The organism is Pseudomonas sp. R-28-1W-6 (genome assembly GCF_009799925.1).
Lineage (GTDB): Bacteria > Pseudomonadota > Gammaproteobacteria > Pseudomonadales > Pseudomonadaceae > Aquipseudomonas.
In genome coordinates, this window is record NZ_WELK01000002.1 from 491,475 (window position 1) to 512,625 (window position 21,151).

A 21,151-nucleotide genomic window follows, 5' to 3' on the forward strand; every position below is an offset into this window, starting at 1 on the left:
GGCTCTCTCAAATTACTAGCTCCAGGCCAGCTAAACTGAACAATCACGCTCCTCTATGTGAGACATGCTGCGCACCATAGCATTATGCCAAGACCACAATTAACGGCAGTTTGCCGGCACGTGCTTGTCTTCACCAGCAGTAGTAGTGCACTGCCAAGTGATCGGATCCTCAGCATTCGCCTGGGTCGGGGTCAGAACAATAACCGGCTCAACAGTAGCACCAGTACCCTCGGTGCCACCCATGGTCACAGTAATCACACCAGTGGCGTCAGTGATGGCGATGCTGCTGACATAATCAGTACCAGCAGCAGGGAAGGTGAAGCCGGTATTAGCAGCAGTTACGTTAGCAATGCCACCCAGCGAAGCAGCAGTTTCAGCAACAGCTGTTTTAGCTTCAGAAGACAAAACCATACCTTCAGTTACTTTCGAGCGAATGGTGTAGTCCTGATAGGCCGGAAGAGCGATGGCAGCCAGGATGCCGATGATGGCAACCACGATCATCAGTTCAATAAGGGTAAAGCCTTTTTGCGCTTTCATAAGCATCTCCATCGAGGAAGAAAAGTAGTCAGGCCACTCGACCTGCAGAGAATAAAGCAGCTTGCGTGCCAACCCCAAAAAACCGCCGTACGTAGCAGCCAATAGCACAACAGCACCAACACCCCACGCTTTTCCGGGACTTTGTGACGTTTTAGGTCACCCAAGGCCAGATGATTTGGCAGCCCCTCTCAACTAAGTTATAAGGCACAATTGCTCACTAATGCGCACCCCCATGAACGACACAGTTTCTCTTTCCGGCCTGGCCCGCCAGATAGTCTTGGCCGAACTGCTCGATGAGCGTACGGCGCAGCAAGCTCAGCAGCAGGCTGCGCGCAACAAGCTGCCGCTGGTCACCTACCTGGTGCAGAACAAGCTGGTCAAGAGCCGCGCCCTGGCCGAACTGGCAGCAGAACAGTTCGGCATCGCCTTCATGGACCTCGGCGCCATGGACAAGGAGAGCCAGCCGCGTGACCTGGTCAGCGAAAAACTGACTCGCCAGCACCGTGCCCTGCCGCTCTATCGTCGTGGCAACAAGCTGTATGTCGGGATATCCGACCCGACCAACCACCAGGCCATCACCGATATCCAGTTCAGCACCGGTCTCAATACCGAAGCCATCCTGGTCGAAGACGACAAGCTCGGCGACGCCATCGAGAAGTTCTTCGACAACGCCACCACCGGCCTGGAAGGCATGGGCGATATCGACCTGGACAGTGTCGATATCGAGTCGGTAGATGACGACAAGAGAGACGATGGCCCCGGTAGCGATGCCGATGACGCCCCGGTGGTGCGCTTCGTCAACAAGATGCTGCTGGACGCGATCAAGGGCGGCTCCTCCGACCTGCACTTCGAGCCCTACGAGAAAGCCTATCGCGTTCGCTTCCGTACCGACGGCATCCTGCATGAGGCGGCGCGTCCGCCCATCCAGCTGGCTCCACGCATCTCGGCACGCCTGAAGGTCATGGCCAGCCTGGACATTTCCGAGCGGCGCAAGCCGCAGGATGGCCGGATCAAGATGAAAATTTCCAAGACCAAGGCCATCGACTTCCGGGTCAACACCCTTCCCACCCTGTGGGGGGAAAAGATCGTCATGCGGATCCTCGACCCCACCAGCGCCCAAATGGGTATCGATGCACTGGGCTACGAGGACTTCCAGAAAGAACTGTACATGAATGCCCTCAAGCAACCCCAGGGCATGATTCTGGTCACCGGCCCCACTGGCTCCGGCAAGACCGTATCCCTGTATACCGGCCTGAATATCCTCAATACCATCGACGTGAACATTTCCACCGCCGAAGATCCGGTGGAGATCAATCTGGAGGGCATCAACCAGGTCAACGTCAACCCCAGGCAGGGCATGGACTTCTCCCAGGCGCTTCGCGCCTTCCTGCGCCAGGACCCGGACATCATCATGGTGGGTGAGATCCGCGATCTGGAAACCGCGGAAATCGCCATCAAGGCCGCACAAACCGGCCATATGGTGATGTCGACACTGCACACCAACAGCGCGGCGGAAACCCTGACCCGCCTACGCAACATGGGGGTACCGGCATTCAACATCGCCACTTCGGTCAACCTGATCATCGCCCAGCGCCTGGCGCGCAAACTCTGCCCAAGCTGCAAAAAGTCTGTCGAGATTCCAGCCGAGACCCTGATCAAGGAGGGCTTCCCCGAAGCCCAGATCGGTAAATTCAAACTCTACGGCCCCATCGGCTGCGAGAATTGCAAGGGTGGCTATAAAGGCCGAGTGGGTATTTATGAAGTAGTTAAAATCACGCCTGCACTGCAACGGCTTATCATGGAAGAAGGTAACTCCATTGAAATCGCCGAGCAGGCGCGCCGTGATGGTTTCAATGATTTGCGCACGTCCGGCCTATTCAAGGCCATGCAGGGCATCACCAGCCTTGAGGAAATCAACCGCGTGACCAAGGACTAAACCATGGCCGAAAAAACTCTAAACACCAGCGTCTTTGCCTGGGAGGGCACGGATAAGCGCGGCGCCAAGGTCAAAGGCGAGTTGTCCGGGCAAAGCCCTGCATTGGTCAAGGCTCAGCTGCGCAAGCAAGGCATCAACCCGCTCAAGGTTCGCAAGAAATCCGTCGCACTGTTCGGCCAGGGGAAAAAGATCAAGCCGATGGACATTGCCCTGTTCACTCGGCAGATGGCCACAATGATGAAAGCCGGCGTCCCGCTGCTGAACTCCTTCGACATCATCAGCGAAGGCTTCGACAATCCCAACATGCGCAAGCTGGTCGACGAGGTGAAACAGGACGTTGCCGCCGGCAACAGTTTTGCCGCCTCGCTACGCAAACGCCCGCTGTACTTCGATGAGTTGTATTGCAATCTGGTCGAGGCTGGCGAGCAGGCCGGCGCCCTGGAAACTCTGCTGGATCGGGTTGCCACCTACAAGGAAAAGACCGAGGCCCTCAAGGCCAAAATCAAGAAGGCGATGAATTACCCTATTGCAGTAATCGTCGTTGCGGTAATTGTCTCCGCCATTCTGCTAATCAAAGTAGTCCCCCAATTCGAGTCCGTTTTCGCCAACTTCGGTGCAGAACTACCAGCCTTTACCCAAATGGTCATAGCCCTGTCACAAGCCTTACAAAAATGGTGGCTGGCCGTGCTGGCCGGGCTTTTTGCGGCAGCCGTCGCCTTCAAGGAAGCACACAAGCGCTCAGAGAAATTCCGTAATTGGCTTGATCGCTCAGTTTTGAAATTACCGATTGTCGGAGACATTATTTACAAGTCATCTGTTGCCCGTTACGCCCGTACGCTGGCAACAACCTTTGCCGCCGGCGTCCCGCTGGTTGAGGCGTTGGACTCGGTAGCGGGGGCCACCGGCAATATCGTGTTTAAGACGGCGGTCAACCAAATCAAACAGGATGTCTCCACCGGCATGCAGCTGAACTTCTCCATGCGCACCACCGGGGTTTTTCCCAGCATGGCGCTGCAGATGACCTCCATCGGCGAAGAATCCGGCGCCCTCGACGACATGCTCGACAAAGTGGCCAGCTTTTACGAGACCGAGGTCGACAATATGGTCGATAGCCTGACCAGCCTGATGGAGCCGATGATCATGTCGGTACTCGGGGTGCTGGTTGGCGGCCTGGTCGTTGCCATGTACCTGCCGATCTTCCAACTGGGCGCCGTTGTCTAACCATGCAGTTGATCGACTTTCTGGCCGGCAACTTGCCGGCCTTTGTTTTATGCGCCCTGCTCCTCGGCCTGCTGATCGGCAGTTTCCTCAACGTGGTGGTCTATCGCCTGCCGAAGATGATGCAGCACGACTGGCGCCTGCAGGCGCGGGAGGTGCTCGAGCTTCCCGAAGAACCGGCCGGGGAAACCTTCAACCTGATCCTGCCGCATTCGAGCTGCCCGCATTGCGGGCACCAGATCAAGCCGTGGGAGAACATCCCGGTCATCAGCTACCTGTTCCTGCGCGGCAAGTGCTCCAACTGCAAGGCACCGATCAGCAAGCGCTACCCGCTGGTGGAGTTGGCCTGCGGCCTGCTGTCCGCCTATGTCGCGCTGCATTTCGGTTTTGGCTGGCCTGCGGCCGCCATGTTGCTGCTGACCTGGGGCCTACTGGCGATGAGCCTGATCGACTGCGACCACCAGCTGCTGCCGGACGCCCTGGTGCTGCCGTTGCTGTGGCTGGGTTTGATCCTCAATCACTACAGCCTGTTCACCAGCCTGGAAGACGCCCTGTGGGGCGCGGTAGCCGGCTATTTGAGCCTGTGGTCGGTGTACTGGTTGTTCAAGCTGCTGACCGGCAAGGAAGGCATGGGCTATGGCGACTTCAAGCTGCTGGCCATGCTCGGTGCCTGGGGCGGCTGGCAGATCCTGCCGCTGACCATCCTGCTGTCGTCCCTGATCGGCGCCGTGCTCGGGGTGATCATGCTGCGCCTGCGCAACCAGGAAACCAGCACGCCCATCCCCTTCGGCCCCTATCTGGCGATTGCCGGCTGGATTGCGCTGCTCTGGGGTGATCAAATAACCGGAGCCTATTTGCAATTTGCCCGGTTTTGAATGAACACACCCTGGATTCTCGGCCTGACCGGCGGTATCGGCAGCGGTAAAAGCGCGGCAGCCCAGCACTTCACCGACCTCGGCGTGCACCTGATCGACGCCGACCACGCCGCCCGCTGGGTCGTCGAGCCTGGCCGTCCGGCCCTGGCCCGCATCGTCGAGCGCTTCGGCCCGCAGGTGCTGCAAGCCGACGGCCAACTGGATCGCGCCGCCCTGCGCCAGCTGATCTTTCAGGATCAGCAGCAGCGGCGCTGGCTGGAAAGCCTGCTGCACCCGCTGATCGGCGAGGAAATCCGCAATTACCTGGCGCGCGCGGAATCGCCCTATGCGATCCTGGTTTCGCCGCTGCTGATCGAATCCGGGCAGACCACCATGACCAAGCGGGTCCTGGTGGTGGATGCGCCCGAAGAGCTGCAACGGCAACGCACCATGGCCCGCGACCAGGTCTCAGCCGCCCAGGTCGAGGCCATTCTCAAGGCCCAGGCGGCCCGCGATGAGCGCCTGCGCCATGCCGACGACGTACTATTGAACGATCGCGACCCGGCCTGGCTACACAGCGAAGTCGAACGCCTGCACCGCTTTTACCTGACCCTGCGAGGAGGACAACCTTGAGCAGCACCGTCGAATGCCCGACCTGCGGCGCCCCCGTCGAATGGGGCCCGCAAAGCCCAAGCCGGCCCTTTTGCAGCGAGCGCTGCAAGCTGATCGATCTCGGCGCCTGGGCCACCGAAGCCCACGTGATTGCCGGCGACCCACTGGAAGACGAACTGTTTTCCGGCGAGCTGCCACCCCGCGAGCATTGAGCGCCCTAGCGACTCACCCGGCCCTACGCCACGCCCAGTAACCCGACTCGGATTTGCCGGGGGCGCCAGCTCGCAGAGCGCCGCGGTGCGCGCAGCGGCACCCTCCGCACCAACCACAGCAGCGCACCCAAGCCAATCACCCGTGCGAGCTGAGCGTTCGCCGAGTCAACGCAAGGCCTAAGGCCTCATGAAGCTATAGTCGCGCTGATCATCCAGGTTATCGGCCAGAAACTGCAGCTCGGCTGCCAGGTCGGCCGGCTGGCGCAGCCGCTGGTTGCCGGCCACCACCGCGCTGAGCAGGGCCCGCAAGGCGAGCAGAGGGTCGATACCCAGCTCCTGCGCACGCTGCAGACTGCCCTCGACCTCTCCCCGCGCCCACTCGTGTACACCCATGTCGCTGCCTCCACTGTTTTGCCGAGCTTGCGCTGGCGGCGTGGACGGCGGTTGATCCAGGTCAAGCCGGCAGCCTCGATCCAGCCGCTGAAGCATGCCCCATCAGGAAGACGGGGGCTCGTCCTTCCACGGCGCCGACAGGTAGCGCGTGCGGTTGAAGGTTTCCAGCCAGTCCGGATAGAACACCACCAGGCCGCTGACCAGCATGCCGTTGATGAAGGCCTCGGGAAACATGATCAGCCAGAGGTAGCCGGCGAAGTCATCCAGCCACGGCGGCATCACATACAGCCCGTCGAGCCACAGCACGCCGAGCCCGGCCAGCAAGCTGAGCAGCACGGCCAGCGCCGCCGGGAAGAAGCCGCAGCAGAAGATGTAGACGAACAGGTTGCGCGGCTGCCGCCGCTCCACCAGCTGCGCACAGAGCTCGGTGACCAGCACCGGGATCGACACCAGCAGTATGCCGTTGAGCCCCAGCGCCGCCAGATCCTGACGCCCCATGGCCAGCAGCCCCAGCTGCGCCGCCAGGCCGCAGAGCACGGCCAGCGGCCAGTCCAGCAGCAGGGTGACCACGGTCATGCCGATGAAGTGGTAGGACAGGCCCGAAGCGAAATCGCGGCGCACCAGCCATAGCAGGAACAGCGCCAGCACCGTGCCGAACAGCAGGTGCTGGCGCCGCTGATCGCTGAACAGCTCGACCCAGGGCGCACGCCACAGCGCCCAGAGCAGCAGCGGCAGATAGATCAGCCAACCGCACCAGAGGCTGGTCGCCGACAGCAGCTCGGCACCGATCAAGGGGCGATCTGCTCCAGCGCGGCGGCCAACGCCGCCGCCTCGGTGAAGCTGCGCTGTGCCTGCAGGTGGCCGCCTCGCAGGTCGAGCCAGAGCACCGCCCCCGCCTCGCCCGGGTAGCGCGGCGCCACCCGTGCCTGCGAATCGAGCAGCACGCGGTAGCGGTAGTCGCGCATCGCCGGCACCGCGAACAGGCTGGCGACCAGCCTGGGCATGCGACTGATATCGGCCAGGAAAACCGCCCGGCGCTGCTCCAGATAGCCCTTGGGCCGATCCTGCAGTGCCGTCTCGAGCAGCTTGGCCCCGGCCATGTCGCGCGCCACCAGCAACACCTGCAACTGGTCATCCAGGGTATAGGGCTGCTCGAACTGATCCAGCAGCGTCCAGGGCGCCAGTTTTTCTCCGGGCTCCAGCGCCATGGCCGGCACGGACAGCAGCCCCAGCAACAACATCAACCAGACTTTCATGCGCCACTCCTCGTGGAAAATACCTGGATATCCTCGCGCGCCGCCCAGCCTGCCTGGGCCAACCAGAAGGCCAGCGCCTGCGGGGCATCGCGCAGGACGAAGACATGGGACTTGCCGATCCCCTGCGCCGCCAGTCGCGCCAGCGCCTCGTCCAGCAGCACCCGCGCCAGGCCGCGCCCGCGCCACGGCAGATCCACCACCAGATGCTGCAGGTAACCGCGCCGGCCATCATGCCCGGCCAGCAGGCAGCCCGCCAATTGCCCATCGACCTCGGCCAGCAGGCTGTGCCCGGGGTTGCGCGCCAGATAGGCGCAGAAGGGCGCCAGCTCATCCTCCGGGCGCAGGCAGATGCCCGGCGTGCGCCGCCAGAGCGCGACGAGCTGCGGGTGGTCGGCAGGGGTGATGGAGCGGATCGGCATAGGCTGGCCTCGCAAGCGACAAGCCAGTCTACACCGCTCAAGAGCAGGCTTCAGCGCCCCGCTGCCGCAGGACGAATTTGCGGTTATGCTGCGCCCATGGACGATTCAGACTACCTGCGCCTGCTGACCCGGCAAGCCGAACAGGCCAACGACTTCCTCACCAACGCGCGCAAGTGGGAGCGCGAGCGCTGGGTCTGCCAGCGCCTGCTGCTCGGCCTGAACGTGCCCTTCCGCCACGACGAGTTCGGCTCGGCTCGCCAGGAGCCGCCGGACGTGCTGTTTCGCGAGGCCAATTTCGAGGTGTTCTTCGTCCTCGACCAGGGCCGCCGCCTGAATGACGAATGGCGCGCCGAACTGGAGCGCCGCCGCAGCGCCCTGTCCCTCAGCCAGCTGCTGCGCCGCGAGCCGCGCCCCCGGCGGATCGCCGCCAGCGAACTGCAGGGACGCCTGGCGCCGACCCTGCGCAAGAAGGCGCACAACTACCGCGAACGCGGCATCGACCTGGGCGAGCTGGACCTGCTCGCCTACATCAACCTGAAGCGCGACATGCCCGACTTCAACAGCCACTTCCCGCCGCCCGGCGAATACCTGCGCCAGGGCTGGCGCTCGCTGTCCCTGGTCGGCCCGACCTACGCCCGCGTGCTGTTCGCCCATGCCGATGCCCCCGAGTTCCTGCGCAGCAACCTCGGTCGCACCGTGCTGTTCGACGTCGGTATCAGCCTGTGAGCCCGCTGCATGAACTGCTCGCCCGGGTGCCGCAACAAGGCCGGGTGCACTGGATCGGCGTGCGCCCGCAGGCCGGCGGCGCCATGCTCGAACTGGACGCGGTGGAAGCGCGCCGCGAAGCCGGCCTGACCGGCGACCACGCCCGCCCCGGACCACGCAACGCACGCCAGGTCACGCTGATCCAGTGGGAACACCTCGCGGTGATCAATGCACTGCTCGGCCGCACGCCCGAACAGCTGATCGGCGCCGCCGACCTGCGGCGCAATATCGCCATCGCCGGGATCAACCTGTTCAGCCTGAAGAACCGCCGCTTTCGCATCGGCCAGGCCATCCTGGAAACCACCGGCTGGTGCCAGCCCTGCGCCAAGCTGGAGGCGCGCCTGGGCCCCGGCACCTTCCAGGCCATGCGCGGCCACGGCGGGATCACCGCCCGCGTGCTGCACGGCGGCATTATTCGCCTGGATGACCCGCTGCGCGTTGAGCCGCTCGCCGACGCAGGGCTAGAATGAGCCCACTTTCTCGCGAGGTGCGCCATGTCCAGCCGCTTGAGCCCCGAAGACCAGCAGCGCGTCGATCAATACCTGAGCACGCCACAGCACCGGGTCGAGCGCCCTCCCTTTCGGGTCTGGCGCCTGCTGCTGGTCATCCTGCTCGCGGTCATCGTGCTCGGCGTACTGAGCCGCCTGCTGAGCCGTCTGGTGCTATGAGCCGCTTAGCGCTCGCCCAGGCTGACTCCCTCCCGGATTCCCCCAGCCTTATGAGACATCCCCATGACCCATCGCATCGTGATCGTCGGCGGCGGCGCCGGCGGCCTGGAGCTTGCTACCCGCCTGGGTAGAACCCTGGGCAAGCGCGGCCAGGCCAGCATCACCCTGGTCGACGCCAACCTCACCCATATCTGGAAACCGCTGCTGCATGAGGTCGCCTCCGGCTCGCTGAACTCCTCGGAAGACGAGCTGAACTACGTGGCCCAGGCCAAGTGGAACCACTTCCAGTTCCAGCTCGGCCGCATGAGCGGGCTGGATCGCGCTCGCCGCAGCATTCGCCTGGCCGCCACCCTGGACGAGAACGGCGCCGAGCTGCTGGCCGCCCGCGAGCTGGGCTACGACAGCCTGGTGATTGCCGTCGGCAGCACCACCAACGACTTCGGTACCCCCGGTGCGGCCGAGCACTGCATCTTCCTCGACACCCGCGAGCAGGCCGAACGCTTCCACCGCCAGCTGCTCAGCCACTACCTGCGCGCCCACGCCGGCAAGACCGACGACGGCCAGATCAGCGTGGCCATCGTCGGCGCTGGCGCCACCGGCGTCGAACTGGCCGCCGAACTGCACCACGCAGCCCACGAGCTGGCGGCCTACGGCCTGAACAACATCCAGCCGCAGAACATGCGCATCACCCTGATCGAAGCGGGGCCGCGCGTGCTGCCGGCGCTGCCGGAACGGATCAGCCAGCCGGTGCACCAGACCCTGGAGAAGCTCGGGGTGACCGTGCTGACCAACAGCGCCGTCAGCCAGGTCAGCGAGCAGTCCCTGCTCGTCGCCCAGGGCATGGAAGTGCCGGCCAGCCTCAAGGTCTGGGCCGCCGGCATCCGCGCCCCGGCGTTCCTCCGGGAACTGGACGGCCTGGCGTGCAACCGCATCAACCAGCTGCTGGTGCGCCCGAGCCTGCAAACCACGCTGGACGACAACATCTTCGCCTTCGGTGACTGCGCCGCCTGCCCGCTCGGCGACGGCAGCGAACGCACCGTCCCGCCACGCGCCCAGGCCGCGCACCAGCAGGCCTCGCTGCTGGCCAAGTCGCTCAGGCTGCGCCTGGAGGGCAAGCCGCTGGCGACCTTCCACTACCAGGACTATGGCTCGCTGATCTCGCTGTCGCGCTTCTCCGCGGTGGGCAACCTGATGGGTAACCTGATGGGCAGCGTCAAACTGGAAGGCTGGCTGGCGCGGATGTTCTACATCTCGCTCTACCGCATGCACCAGATGGCCCTGTACGGCACCTTCCGCACCCTGCTGCTGATGCTCAGCGACCGCATCGGCCGCAGCACCGAGCCACGCCTCAAGCTGCACTGACTACGCGCCGCGCGCTTGCCCCGGGCAACCCGGGCAAGCGCCTGCGGCACGGAAAAAAGACAACAAAAAACCCGCACGGGGCGGGTTTCGTGTTTCCCGAGGCAAGCCCAGGAAGATGTTGGTGGGTCGTGTAGGATTCGAACCTACGACCAATTGGTTAAAAGCCAACTGCTCTACCAACTGAGCTAACGACCCTAAAATGGTCGGGGTAGGGGGATTCGAACTCCCGACATCTTGCTCCCAAAGCAAGCGCGCTACCGGACTGCGCTATACCCCGATAAGAAAGTTGGCTCCGCGACCTGGACTCGAACCAGGGACCCAATGATTAACAGTCATTTGCTCTACCGACTGAGCTATCGCGGAACGTATCACCTTCCAGCTCATTAACAGGCTTCGGCGTTCACCGCTTCCCGCATCTGAGGCGCGCCATTTTACGTTTTAACGCGCCCCTGTCAAGCCTTGAAATCACTTTCTTAACAACGCCTTGCGCGCCGACTTCCGGCTACTATGTGTCTACCACATGCACGACATCACAGCAGGATGCGCGGACCGGCAAGGCCCGCACAGGAAAGCCCATGAGTACCCCGGATACTCCGCACACGCCCTCACACCCGTCTGCCAGCCCCGCCAGCCGCGCTATCCCGCCGCGCTTCGGCGAGCTGGCAGAGGACTGCCGCAAACTGCTGCTGCAGCGGCTGGCCAAGGATCTGGCCGGGCTATTCGGCCAAGTCGACGCGACCCTCTTCGACTGCGCGGACAAGGCCGAGAACAACCGCGTACAGGCACTGTTCTTCGACAACATGCGCGAGCTCCGCAAGCTGCGCCCGCTGATCGAGCGCAGCTACCAGCAGCGGATCGCGCAGAACTTCGCCGACTTCCTCGCCGGCAGGCTCAAGGCCGCCGAACCGATCGGCGTGCTGGATGCCGAGCAACTGGCACTGGTGCAGAACGAGGACTACGAGGAGAGCCTGCAGGTCATCAACATGGTCAGCCGGGTCAGGGCGCACAGCGCGCGCGCCCTGTTCGCCCTCGAACAGCGCCTGGCCCTGCTCAACAATGGCCACAAGCTCGGCGAGGACAGCAACCCCTTCGGCCCACACGCCATCGCCCACGCCTTCCGCCAGGCCCTGGCGCCGCATCCCTTGCCGCTGCGGATCAAGATCATCCTCTATAGGCTCTTCGACCAGCACGTGATGCACGGCCTCGAGCCCCTGTACGAAGCCCTCAACCAGCGCCTGATCGACGCCGGCATTCTGCCCAACCTGAAGTACAGTGCGCAGCGCAGTACCAGCACCGGCGGCGCCCCCACTCCAGCCGCCTCCAAGGCGCCTCAGGCACCTGCTGCGGCACACCGTAGCCCGGCACAACCGGCAGCCCCCGGCCCGGCGGCCGACCTACTGCATGCCGCCATCGAACCGCATTACGCCGCCCCCGCGGACCTCAACAGCCCGCCGCCCGCGGACCCCGCCCAGCTGTTCGGCGGCCTGGCCGCACTGCTCAGCGAACACCGCGAACGCAATGCCGACGCCCCGCTACTCGGCGGCACGCGCAGCATTGCCAGCTTCGCCCCGCGCACCGCCACCAGCACCTACAGCGCCAGCGAACTGCTCGACGCCCTGAACCGCCTGCAGCAGCAGTCGACCCACGACCTCAGCCAGCGCCTGCAGCGCCCGCAAGCCGTCGAAGGCCTCAAGGCCGACCTGCAGCAACAGCTGGAAACCCATAGCCTGCGCCCCGGCCAGCAGAAGCTCTCGGACCAGGAAGCCGACGTGGTCGACCTGGTCGGCATGCTGTTCGACTTCATCCTCGACGATGACAACCTGCCGGACGCCTGCAAGACCGCCCTGTCGCACCTGCACACGCCCTATCTGAAGGTGGCGCTGCAGGACAAGGCGCTATTCACCCAGCATCATCATCCGGCGCGACGCCTGCTCAACAGCATGGCCCAGGCCGGCGTGCTGTATGGCGGCGAAGGCGACGAGCGCGGCCTGCTGGCGAAGATGCACTGGGTGGTGGAGCGGGTGATCCACGGCTTCGCCGGCGACCTGCTGCTGTTCGACAGCCTGCTCGATGAATTCAACGAATTCGTCGCCACCCTGCAGCACAAGGTCGAGCTGCGCGAGCGGCGCGCCGTCGAAGCGGCCAAGGGCCGCGACAAACTGCTCGGCGCCCGCCAGCTGGCGGTCGATGCGGTCAACCAGGCGCTCAAGGACCGCGAGCTGCCGACCATCATCCGCAACTTCCTGGAACTGACCTGGACCGACGTGCTGGTGTTCGTCCTGCTCCGCCACGGCGAGCGCAGCAGCGAGTGGCAGCGCGCCTGCGAAGTGGCCGAACAACTGGCCTGGAGCGGCACCCTGCTGGACGCCGCCGGCAGCGCCCGCCTGCAGAGCCTGCGCGTCGCCCTGCTGGACGACCTGCGCAAGGGCCTGGAACTGCTCGGCGGCTACCACGAAGACGGCATCCGCCGCCTGCTGCAGGACCTCGTCGCCTGCCAGTACGCGGTGCAGGCCAGGCAACCGCAGGTGGCCGCCCAGCTCAAGGCCACCCTGCAGGAAAGCCCGCTGGGCATGATGCTGGGCGAGGACGCAGCCCTGGCTGCACCCATCCGCCACAGCGAAAACCTGTCGGCACGCACCCAGGCACTGTTCAAGGAGTTGCAGCAGCTGGAGTTCGGCACCTGGTTCGAATTTGTCCAGGGCACGGAAACCCGCACCCTCAAGCTGTCCTGGTTCAGCCCGACCACGCACAACTACATGTTCGTCGACCACAGCGGCCAGCGCGTGGCGATCAAGCCGATCAAGCAGCTCGCCAGCGAAATGGAGCAGGGTCTGGCGCGCATCGTCGCCCCCGAACGCGAAGCGCCGCTGATGGACCGCGCCCTGAATGCCATCTACCGCGTCCTCCAGCGCTTTACCGGGCGCGCCACCGAAGTCGACCAAGGAGCCTGAATGGACGATCGTCGCCAGCACAGTCGCCACACCACCGAACTCAGCCTGGAAGTACTCGATTTCCATTCCGGCAAGCGCCTGGGGCGCATCGTCGACCTGTCCGCCGATGGCTTCATGCTGGTCAGCGACGTGCCGCTGGAGGCCGACTCGGTGTGGGAATGCCGCCTGGTACTGGGCGAGCCGCTGCAAGGCATCCACGAAATCCGCCTGGGCGCCGACTGCCTGTGGAGCCGTCCCGGCGCCAATGGCCAGCACGGCTGGAGCGGCTTCCACATCATCGACCTGGCCGACGACCAGGCGACCGCGCTGGAGATCGTGCTGCAGCACCTGTGAAACCGGCCGAGTGACGAGGAGCCGCATCTAGACTCGAACACTGCGCCGAATCCAGAGGCCGCAGTGCAGCCATGAAAAAAGCCCCGCTTGCGGGGCTTTTTTCGTTACGGCAAGGCTCAGACGAAGACGATCTCCTCGTCCTTGACGGTCGCCTTGATCGTCGCACCCGGGATGAAGGTGCCGGCCAGGATCAACTGCGCCAGCGGGTTCTCGACCCAGCGCTGGATCGCCCGCTTCAGCGGCCGCGCACCATAGACCGGGTCGTAACCGACGGCGATCAGCTTGTCCAGGGCCTCGGCGCTCAACTCCAGGCTCAGCTCGCGCTCGGCCAGGCGACCGCGCAGGCGCTGCAGCTGGATCTCGGCGATGCCGGCGATCTGCTCGCGCCCCAGCGGTTCGAACACCACCACCTCGTCGATGCGGTTGATGAACTCCGGACGGAAATGGCTGCTCACCGCATCCATCACCGCCGCCCGCTGCGCCTCGCGGTCGCCGACCAGCTCCTGGATCTGCGTCGAGCCGAGGTTGGAGGTCATCACTATCACGGTGTTCTTGAAGTCCACGGTGCGCCCGTGGCTGTCGGTCAGGCGGCCATCCTCCAGCACCTGCAGCAGCACGTTGAACACGTCCGGGTGGGCCTTCTCCACCTCGTCCATCAGCACCACCGAGTAGGGTTTGCGGCGTACCGCCTCGGTCAGGTAACCGCCCTCCTCGTAGCCGACATAGCCGGGCGGCGCGCCGATCAGGCGGGCCACCGAGTGTTTCTCCATGAACTCGGACATGTCGATGCGCACCAGCGCCTCCTCGGTATCGAAGAGGAACTCGGCCAGCGCCTTGCACAGCTCGGTCTTGCCCACCCCGGTCGGGCCGAGGAAGAGGAACGAGCCGCTCGGCCGGTTCGGGTCGGCCAGGCCGGCACGCGAGCGACGCACGGCGTTGGCCACGGCCACCACGGCCTCGTGCTGGCCGATCACCCGCTGGTGCAGCAGGCCTTCCATCTTCAGCAGCTTGTCGCGCTCGCCTTCGAGCATCTTGCTCACCGGGATGCCGGTCCACTTGGACACCACTTCGGCGATTTCCTCCTCGGTGACCTTGCTGCGCAGCAGCTGGTTCTCGGTCTTGCCGTGCTGGTCGACCATCTGCAGGCTGCGCTCCAGATCCGGAATGATGCCGTACTGCAGCTCGGCCATGCGGTTGAGGTCGCCCTTGCGCCGCGCCGCTTCCAGCTCCTGGCGCGACTGTTCGATCTTCTGCTGGATCTGCGCCGAGCCCTGCACCTCGGCCTTTTCCGACTTCCAGATGTCCTCCAGGTCGGCGTACTCGCGCTCCAGGCGGGCGATGTCCTCGTTGAGTTTTTCCAGGCGCTTGATCGCCGCCTCGTCGTCTTCCTTCTTCAGCGCCTGGCCTTCGACCTTGAGCTGGATCAGGCGGCGCTCCAGGCGATCGAGCACCTCCGGCTTGGAGTCGATCTCCATGCGGATGCGGCTGGCCGCCTCGTCGATCAGGTCGATGGCCTTGTCCGGCAGCTGGCGGTCGGTGATGTAGCGGTGCGACAGCTTGGCCGCGGCGATGATCGCGCCGTCGGTGATGGCCACTTTGTGGTGCACCTCGTAGCGCTCCTTGAGGCCGCGCAGGATGGCGATGGTGTCCTCTTCACTCGGCTCGTCGACCAGCACCTTCTGGAAGCGTCGCTCCAGGGCGGCGTCCTTCTCGATGTACTGGCGGTACTCGTTGAGCGTGGTGGCGCCGACGCAGTGCAGCTCGCCACGGGCCAGGGACGGCTTGAGCATGTTGCCGGCGTCCATGGCGCCCTCAGCCTTGCCGGCGCCGACCATGGTGTGCAGCTCGTCGATGAACAGGATGATCCGCCCTTCCTGCTTGCTCAGCTCGTTGAGCACCGCCTTGAGGCGCTCCTCGAACTCGCCGCGGAACTTGGCGCCGGCGATCAGCGCGCCCATGTCCAGCGACAGCAGGCGTTTGTCCTTCAGCCCGTCCGGCACCTCGCCGTTGACGATGCGCTGGGCCAGGCCTTCGGCGATGGCGGTCTTGCCCACGCCCGGCTCGCCGATCAGCACCGGGTTGTTCTTGGTACGGCGCTGCAGGACCTGAATGGTGCGGCGGATCTCGTCGTCGCGCCCGATCACCGGGTCCAGCTTGCCTTCCTCGGCGCGCTTGGTCAGGTCGATGGTGTACTTGTCCAGGGCCTGGCGCGACTCCTCGACGTTGGGATCATTCACCGCATCGCCACCGCGCAGGTTGCTCACCGCATTTTCCAGGGCCTTCTTGCTCACGCCCTGGCCGAGCAGCAGCTTGCCCAGCTTGGTGCCCTCGTCCATGGCGGCGAGCAGCACCACTTCGCTGGAGATGAACTGGTCGCCCTTCTGCTGCGACAGGCGGTCGGCCTGGTTGAGCAGGCGCGCCAGGTCCTGGGACAGGTTGACGTCGCCGGTGGGGTTCTGGATTTTCGGCAGCTGGTCGAGTTCCTTGGTCAGCGCCTGGCGCAGGCCATTGACGTCGAAGCCGACCTGCATCAGCAGCGGCTTGATCGAGCCGCCCTGCTGCTCGATCAGCGCCTGCATCAGGTGCAGGGGCTCGATGGCCGGGTGATCGAGGCCCACGGCCACGGACTGGGCATCGGAAAGGGCAAGCTGCAGCTTGCTGGTCAAGCGGTCAATACGCATGGAGGTTCGTCCTTCCTATTGAGGGCGGGCCGGGGCGATGAGCACCCCAGAAACGAAAAGCCCGCCGGGATGAAGCATAGATGAGGACAGTTTTCCGCGATTCAAGCGTGCCGGCGTTGATGCAGGTCAGTCGGCCAGCCAGATCAACGAGGCGAAGCGCCCGGTGCGCGCGGCGCGGCGGTAGGAATAGAAGCGCGCATCGCTGACGGTACAGAAGCCGCCGCCGTACACGGCACCGACGCCCCGGGCCGCCAGGCGGATGCGCGCCAGCTGGTAGATGTCGGCCAGGAACTTGCCGACGTTGACGCTGGGGCGAAAGGCCGACGCGGCTTCGGCCTGGCTGGCCAGGAACGCCTCGCGCACTTCCGCTCCGACCTCGAAGGCCTGCGGGCCGATGGCCGGACCGAGCCACACCAGCACCTCCTCGGGCGGCAGGGCCAGGGCCTCCAGGGTCGCCTCCAGGACCCCGCCGGCCAACCCGCGCCAGCCGGCATGGGCCGCCGCCACACGGGTGCCGGCACGGTCGCAGAACAGCGCCGGCAGGCAATCGGCGGTTAGCACCGCGCTGGCGATGCCCGGGGTGGCGCTCCAACTGGCGTCAGCTTCGGCCACCGTGGCCGGATCGGCCTCGACCACGCGGATGCCATGCACCTGGCGCAGCCAGGCCGGCTGGCAATGCAAGGCGGACGTGAGGATCTGGCGGTTGCGGGCGACCGCCTGCGGATCATCCTCGACATGGTCGCCGAGGTTGAGGCCGTCGAACGGCGCCTGGCTGACGCCGCCGGCGCGGGTGGTGACGCAGGCCCGCACATGGGCAGGAGCGGGCCAGTCGGGCGTCAGCCAATGTGTACTCATCAGACGAAGGATTCGTTGTCCTGGCGCAGCAGGGACAGCATCCACACCAGATCATCGGGCAACGGTGATTCCCACTTCATGCGCTGCCCGGTGATCGGATGGGTCAGCTCGAGGAAGCGCGCATGCAGGGCCTGGCGCGGGAACTCCTTGAGCGTCTGCACCAGGGTCGGGCTGGCGGCCGGCGGGATGCGGAAGCGCCCGGCGTACAGCGGGTCGCCGACCAGCGGGTAGCCGACATGGGTCATGTGCACGCGGATCTGGTGGGTGCGCCCGGTTTCCAGCTTGACCCGCACATGGGTGTGCGAGCGGAAACGTTCCAGCACCCGGTAATGGGTGACCGCCGGCTTGCCGCCGTCGATCACCGCCATGCGCTGGCGGTTGGCCGAGCTGCGGCCGATCGGTGCGTCGATCTTGCCACCGGAGGTGATCACCCCGATCACGATGCATTCATAGATGCGGCTGATCGTGCGCTTCTGCATCTGGTCGACCAGCCTGGTCTGCGCCTGCAGGGTCTTGGCCACCACCATCAGGCCGGTGGTGTCCTTGTCCAGGCGGTGGACGATGCCGGCGCGCGGCACGTTGATGATGTCCGGCACATGGTGCAGCAGGGCGTTGAGCAGGGTGCCATCGGCGTGCCCGGCAGCCGGGTGCACCACCAGGCCGGCCGGTTTGTCGATCACCAGCAGGTGCTCGTCCTCGTAGACGATGTTCAGCGCGATGTCCTGGGCGATCCACTCGCCCTGGGCTTCCTGCTCGGCCTCCAGGGCCAGTACGGCGCCGCCATGCACGATGTCACGCGGACGCACGACGGCGCCGTCGACGGTCAGGCGGCCATCCTTGATCCAGGTCGACAGGCGCGAGCGCGAATATTCGTCGAACAGCTGGGCGGCGACCTGATCGAGGCGTTGACCACCCAGTGCGGACGGCACTTCGGCGGTGAGTTGGATGAGCTGAACGGCGTCTTCGGACATGGGCTACTGCGGAGGGAGGTGCAGCTTTTGGTTTCGGCTGCACGCTGTGGTTAAATACGGCGTCTTTGTCCCGGCTATTCCGGGGCGCTCATCATAACAGGACGGTCCAGGCCAAGACAGCCGGCCGTCACAGGGACGCAAGCCGCCATGCAAGTGAAACACCTGCTGCTGATCGCCATGCTCGCCATCACCGCCGCGTGCTCTTCGAACAAGCCGGAAGTTGATGAAAACCTGAGCGAGACCGAGCTCTACCAGCAGGCTCAGGACGATCTGAACAGCAACAGCTACACCAATGCCGTGGCCAAGCTGAAAGCCCTGGAGTCGCGCTACCCGTTCGGCCGCTACGCCGAGCAGGCCCAGCTCGAACTGATCTACGCCTACTACAAGAACGCCGAACCGGAAGCGGCCAAGTCCGCCGCCGAGCGCTTCATCCGCCTGCACCCGCAACACGCCAACGTCGACTATGCCTATTACCTGAAAGGCCTGGCTTCCTTCGACCAGGACCGCGGCCTGATCGCCCGTTTCCTGCCGCTGGACATGACCAAGCGCGACCCGGGCGCGGCCCGCGACTCCTACAACGAGTTCGCCCAACTCACCAGCCGCTACCCGAACAGCCGCTACGCCCCGGACGCCAAGCAGCGCATGATCTACCTGCGCAACCTGCTGGCCGCCTATGAGATCCATGCCGCCCACTACTACCTGACCCGCCAGGCCTATGTCGCCGCTGCCAACCGCGGCCGCTATGTGGTGGAAAACTTCCAGGAAACCCCGTCCGTCGGCGATGGCCTGGCGGTGATGACCGAAGCCTACCAGCGCCTGGAGATGACCGACCTGGCCGCCACCAGCCTGGAAACCCTGAAACTCAACTACCCGAACCACCCGAGCCTGGTCGACGGCAACTTCGTCCCGCGCGAAGAAGAAGCCGACAACCGCTCCTGGCTGGCCAAGGCCACCCTCGGCCTGATCGAATCCGACACCCCGCTGCCGCCGGGCGAAACCCGCGCCAGCCAGGACGTGATCCGCCAGTACGAAGACGCCGAGGAGCAAATCCCGGACGAACTGCAGCCGGAAAACCAGAAGGAAGCCGAAGAGCAGCAGGATGAGGCCGCAGGCAACGACGGCGAGCGCTCCTGGTTCAGCTACATGACCTTCGGCGTATTCGACTAAGCGCCGAGCGCAGCAACAGAGGGAGGCCATGAGCCTCCCTTTTTTCTGCCTGCCAGCCGGCAACTGCACGCTTTGCCTGCTGCATCCGCCGCCCGACCTTGGCTACACTGCCCGCCTGCCAACAAGAAGAGCCCATCATGTTTCGCTTGCTGTTCTGGATCGCCTTCATCGTGGCCGCCGTGTGGTTGTGGCGCCGCATCAATCGCCCGCGCCCCGCGCAGCCCCAGCAACCGGCCCGCCCCGACGAGCCGGCGCCTATGGTGCGCTGTGCCCAGTGCGGCGTCCACGTGCCCCAGGACAAGGCCCTGAGCCACGGGCAACGCTGGTATTGCTGCCCGGCGCACCTGCAGCAGGACAGCGCCTCAGGTGAGCGCTGAGACCATGAGCCTGGACGGCACCCATAGCCGCCACGTCCTGCGCCTTTACCACCTGTACCGGGTCACGATCGGTCTGACCCTGGTCCTGCTGATATCCAGCGACCTGGACCAGGACCTGCTCGACTTGGCTCACGCCCAGCTGTTTCGCAACGGCAGCTGGGCCTACCTGGTGGTCAATATCCTGATCGCCGTGCTGATGCAGCAGCCACGGCATCTGCTGCAGGTCTTCAGCATCGCCCTGCTCGACGTCGTGCTGCTTTCGGCGCTGTTCTATGCCGCCGGCGGCACCCCGAGCGGCATCGGCAACCTGCTGATCGTCTCGGTGGCCATTGCCAATATCCTGCTGCGCGGGCGGATCGGCCTGCTGATTGCCGCGGTAGCAGCCATCGGCATGATCTACCTGACCTTCTACCTGAGCTTCAGCCGCCCGGCGGCTTCAGCCAACTATGTGCAGGCCGGCGCCCTCGGCGCCCTGTGCTTCGCCGCGGCACTGTTCCTCCAGGGCCTGACCCGGCGCCTGCAGCAGAGCGAATCCCTCGCCGCGCAACGCGCTGTCGATGTGGCCAGCCTGGAAGCCCTGAACGCCCTGATTCTGCAGCGCATGCGCACCGGCATCCTGGTGCTGGACAAACTGCACCGCGTCGTCCTGGCCAACCAGGGCGCCCTGACCCTGCTCGGGCGCGGCGATCTGACCGGCAAGGTGCTCGACCCGCACTGCCCGGAGCTGGTCCGGCGCCTGCAACAATGGCTGCACAACCCGACCCTGCGCCCGCAGAGCCTGCAGGCGGTACCGGAAGGCCCGCTGCTGCAACCGAGCTTCATCCCCCTGCAACGCGGCGCAGAGCTGCACACCCTGGTGTTTCTCGAGGACATCTCGCAGATCACCCAGCAGGCCCAGCAGCTCAAGCTGGCCTCGCTCGGCCGACTGACCGCGGGGATCGCCCACGAAATCCGCAACCCCCTGGGCGCCATCAGCCATGCCGCCCAGCTGCTGCATGAATCGGAGATCCTCGAGGGCCCCGACCGCCGTCTGGCGCAGATCATCCAGGACCACTCGCGGCGGATGAACCAAGTGATCGAGAACGTGCTGCAACTGTCGCGCCGGCGCCAGGCCGAGCCCCAGCTGCTCGACCTGAAGTACTGGCTGCACCGCTTCGCCAGCGAGTTCCGCAACTCGGCAACCCTCAACCAGACCCTGCACCTGGAAACACGCGGCAGCGGCCTGCAAACACGGATGGACCCCCACCAGTTGACCCAGGTGCTGACCAACCTGGTGCAGAACGGCATGCGCTACAGCGCCCAGGTCCACCAGCTCGGCCAGGTCTGGCTGCAACTGTTCCGCGACGCGGAAAGCGACCTGCCGATCCTGGAAATCCTCGATGACGGCCCCGGCATCCCGCCCGAGCAGCTACAACATATCTTCGAGCCCTTCTACACCACCGACAGCAAGGGCACCGGCCTCGGCCTGTACATCTCCCGCGAGCTGTGCGAAAGCAACCAGGCGCGCATCGACTACAAACCGCGCGAAGGCGGTGGCAGCTGCTTCCGCATCACCTTCGCCCACTCACGCAAACTGAGCTGAAC

General features: G+C 64.9%; 22 protein-coding genes and 3 tRNA genes. 14 read left to right on the forward strand and 11 right to left on the reverse strand.

Annotated features, from left to right (window positions below; genetic code table 11):
• Positions 1-99: 99 nt before the first annotated feature.
• Complete coding sequence (locus F3I62_RS06485) at positions 100-537, reverse strand: pilin (protein ID WP_160488840.1); 438 nt, start codon at positions 535-537, stop codon at positions 100-102.
• 232 nt (positions 538-769) lie between these two features.
• Here F3I62_RS06485 and pilB point away from each other — a divergent pair, with 232 nt between their 5' ends.
• The 5 genes from pilB to yacG are packed head-to-tail and all read left to right on the forward strand — an operon-like array spanning position 770 to position 5,369.
• Entirely contained in the window at positions 770-2,473 is a 1,704-nt protein-coding gene (pilB, locus tag F3I62_RS06490; protein ID WP_160488841.1) for a type IV-A pilus assembly ATPase PilB, read from the forward strand.
• Between the two features lie 3 nt (positions 2,474-2,476).
• Positions 2,477-3,694: a type II secretion system F family protein gene (locus tag F3I62_RS06495; protein WP_160488842.1), complete on the forward strand. Its 1,218-nt coding sequence runs from the start codon at positions 2,477-2,479 to the stop codon at positions 3,692-3,694.
• A 2-nt stretch (positions 3,695-3,696) separates the two neighbouring features.
• The gene (locus F3I62_RS06500; RefSeq protein WP_160488843.1) at positions 3,697-4,566 is read left to right on the forward strand and encodes an A24 family peptidase; all 870 of its coding nucleotides are present in this window, start codon (positions 3,697-3,699) and stop codon (positions 4,564-4,566) included.
• Positions 4,567-5,178 (forward strand): dephospho-CoA kinase, encoded by a 612-nt coding sequence (gene coaE, locus F3I62_RS06505; RefSeq protein ID WP_160488844.1) that lies wholly within the window; start codon positions 4,567-4,569, stop codon positions 5,176-5,178.
• The gene (gene yacG, locus F3I62_RS06510) at positions 5,175-5,369 is read left to right on the forward strand and encodes a DNA gyrase inhibitor YacG (RefSeq protein WP_160488845.1); all 195 of its coding nucleotides are present in this window, start codon (positions 5,175-5,177) and stop codon (positions 5,367-5,369) included. Before coaE ends, yacG begins: the two co-directional genes overlap by 4 nt.
• Positions 5,370-5,546: 177 nt before the next feature.
• Here yacG and F3I62_RS06515 read toward each other — a convergent pair whose 3' ends face one another.
• From F3I62_RS06515 to F3I62_RS06530, 4 genes are all read right to left on the reverse strand, one after another.
• A complete protein-coding gene (locus F3I62_RS06515; protein WP_160488846.1) occupies positions 5,547-5,762 on the reverse strand; it encodes a hypothetical protein in 216 nt (71 codons plus the stop codon).
• 102 nt (positions 5,763-5,864) lie between these two features.
• Positions 5,865-6,554: an energy-coupling factor ABC transporter permease gene (locus F3I62_RS06520; RefSeq protein WP_160488847.1), complete on the reverse strand. Its 690-nt coding sequence runs from the start codon at positions 6,552-6,554 to the stop codon at positions 5,865-5,867.
• Positions 6,551-7,018: an FAD/FMN-containing dehydrogenase gene (locus tag F3I62_RS06525; protein WP_160488848.1), complete on the reverse strand. Its 468-nt coding sequence runs from the start codon at positions 7,016-7,018 to the stop codon at positions 6,551-6,553. Before F3I62_RS06525 ends, F3I62_RS06520 begins: the two co-directional genes overlap by 4 nt.
• Positions 7,015-7,437, reverse strand: a complete 423-nt coding sequence (locus F3I62_RS06530) for a GNAT family N-acetyltransferase (RefSeq protein WP_160488849.1) — start codon at positions 7,435-7,437, stop codon at positions 7,015-7,017. Before F3I62_RS06530 ends, F3I62_RS06525 begins: the two co-directional genes overlap by 4 nt.
• A 96-nt stretch (positions 7,438-7,533) precedes the next feature.
• Between F3I62_RS06530 and F3I62_RS06535 the strand changes: the two genes are divergently transcribed.
• The 4 genes from F3I62_RS06535 to F3I62_RS06550 all read left to right on the forward strand — a co-directional run bounded on the left by F3I62_RS06535 (position 7,534) and on the right by F3I62_RS06550 (position 10,232).
• Entirely contained in the window at positions 7,534-8,163 is a 630-nt protein-coding gene (locus F3I62_RS06535) for a DUF1780 domain-containing protein (protein WP_160488850.1), read from the forward strand.
• The gene (locus tag F3I62_RS06540) at positions 8,160-8,672 is read left to right on the forward strand and encodes an MOSC domain-containing protein (protein ID WP_160488851.1); all 513 of its coding nucleotides are present in this window, start codon (positions 8,160-8,162) and stop codon (positions 8,670-8,672) included. The genes F3I62_RS06535 and F3I62_RS06540 overlap by 4 nt, the downstream gene beginning before the upstream one ends.
• Positions 8,673-8,696: 24 nt before the next feature.
• Positions 8,697-8,870 carry a DUF3094 family protein gene (locus F3I62_RS06545; protein ID WP_160488852.1) on the forward strand — a complete coding sequence of 58 codons (174 nt, stop codon included), beginning with the start codon at positions 8,697-8,699 and terminating at the stop codon, positions 8,868-8,870.
• A gap of 63 nt (positions 8,871-8,933) precedes the next feature.
• On the forward strand, positions 8,934-10,232 hold the full coding sequence (locus F3I62_RS06550; protein WP_160488853.1) for an NAD(P)/FAD-dependent oxidoreductase: 1,299 nt from the start codon (positions 8,934-8,936) through the stop codon (positions 10,230-10,232).
• A gap of 119 nt (positions 10,233-10,351) precedes the next feature.
• Here the strand turns inward: F3I62_RS06550 and F3I62_RS06555 are convergent.
• The 3 genes from F3I62_RS06555 to F3I62_RS06565 all read right to left on the reverse strand — a co-directional run bounded on the left by F3I62_RS06555 (position 10,352) and on the right by F3I62_RS06565 (position 10,595).
• Positions 10,352-10,427, reverse strand: a tRNA-Lys gene (locus F3I62_RS06555).
• A gap of 5 nt (positions 10,428-10,432) precedes the next feature.
• Positions 10,433-10,509 (reverse strand) — tRNA-Pro (locus F3I62_RS06560).
• A gap of 10 nt (positions 10,510-10,519) precedes the next feature.
• Positions 10,520-10,595: transfer RNA gene (locus tag F3I62_RS06565), tRNA-Asn, on the reverse strand.
• A gap of 212 nt (positions 10,596-10,807) precedes the next feature.
• Here F3I62_RS06565 and F3I62_RS06570 point away from each other — a divergent pair.
• Positions 10,808-13,183, forward strand: a complete 2,376-nt coding sequence (locus F3I62_RS06570) for a DUF1631 domain-containing protein (RefSeq protein ID WP_160488854.1) — start codon at positions 10,808-10,810, stop codon at positions 13,181-13,183.
• The gene (locus F3I62_RS06575; RefSeq protein WP_160488855.1) at positions 13,184-13,516 is read left to right on the forward strand and encodes a PilZ domain-containing protein; all 333 of its coding nucleotides are present in this window, start codon (positions 13,184-13,186) and stop codon (positions 13,514-13,516) included.
• A 116-nt stretch (positions 13,517-13,632) separates the two neighbouring features.
• Here F3I62_RS06575 and clpB read toward each other — a convergent pair whose 3' ends face one another.
• The 3 genes from clpB to rluD all read right to left on the reverse strand — a co-directional run bounded on the left by clpB (position 13,633) and on the right by rluD (position 18,023).
• Entirely contained in the window at positions 13,633-16,197 is a 2,565-nt protein-coding gene (gene clpB / locus F3I62_RS06580; protein WP_160488856.1) for an ATP-dependent chaperone ClpB, read from the reverse strand.
• A gap of 126 nt (positions 16,198-16,323) precedes the next feature.
• Positions 16,324-17,052: a peptidoglycan editing factor PgeF gene (gene pgeF, locus F3I62_RS06585; protein ID WP_160488857.1), complete on the reverse strand. Its 729-nt coding sequence runs from the start codon at positions 17,050-17,052 to the stop codon at positions 16,324-16,326.
• The gene (rluD, locus tag F3I62_RS06590; RefSeq protein ID WP_160488858.1) at positions 17,052-18,023 is read right to left on the reverse strand and encodes a 23S rRNA pseudouridine(1911/1915/1917) synthase RluD; all 972 of its coding nucleotides are present in this window, start codon (positions 18,021-18,023) and stop codon (positions 17,052-17,054) included. Before rluD ends, pgeF begins: the two co-directional genes overlap by 1 nt.
• A gap of 147 nt (positions 18,024-18,170) precedes the next feature.
• On the opposite strand from rluD, the gene F3I62_RS06595 reads away from it, so the two are divergent.
• The 3 genes from F3I62_RS06595 to F3I62_RS06605 all read left to right on the forward strand — a co-directional run bounded on the left by F3I62_RS06595 (position 18,171) and on the right by F3I62_RS06605 (position 21,149).
• Positions 18,171-19,190, forward strand: coding sequence for an outer membrane protein assembly factor BamD (locus tag F3I62_RS06595; protein ID WP_160488859.1), 1,020 nt, complete (start codon positions 18,171-18,173; stop codon positions 19,188-19,190).
• A gap of 137 nt (positions 19,191-19,327) precedes the next feature.
• A complete protein-coding gene (locus F3I62_RS06600; RefSeq protein ID WP_160488860.1) occupies positions 19,328-19,567 on the forward strand; it encodes a PP0621 family protein in 240 nt (79 codons plus the stop codon).
• Positions 19,568-19,571: 4 nt separating this feature from the next.
• Positions 19,572-21,149 (forward strand): PAS domain-containing sensor histidine kinase, encoded by a 1,578-nt coding sequence (locus F3I62_RS06605; RefSeq protein WP_178122498.1) that lies wholly within the window; start codon positions 19,572-19,574, stop codon positions 21,147-21,149.
• Positions 21,150-21,151 lie beyond the last annotated feature (2 nt).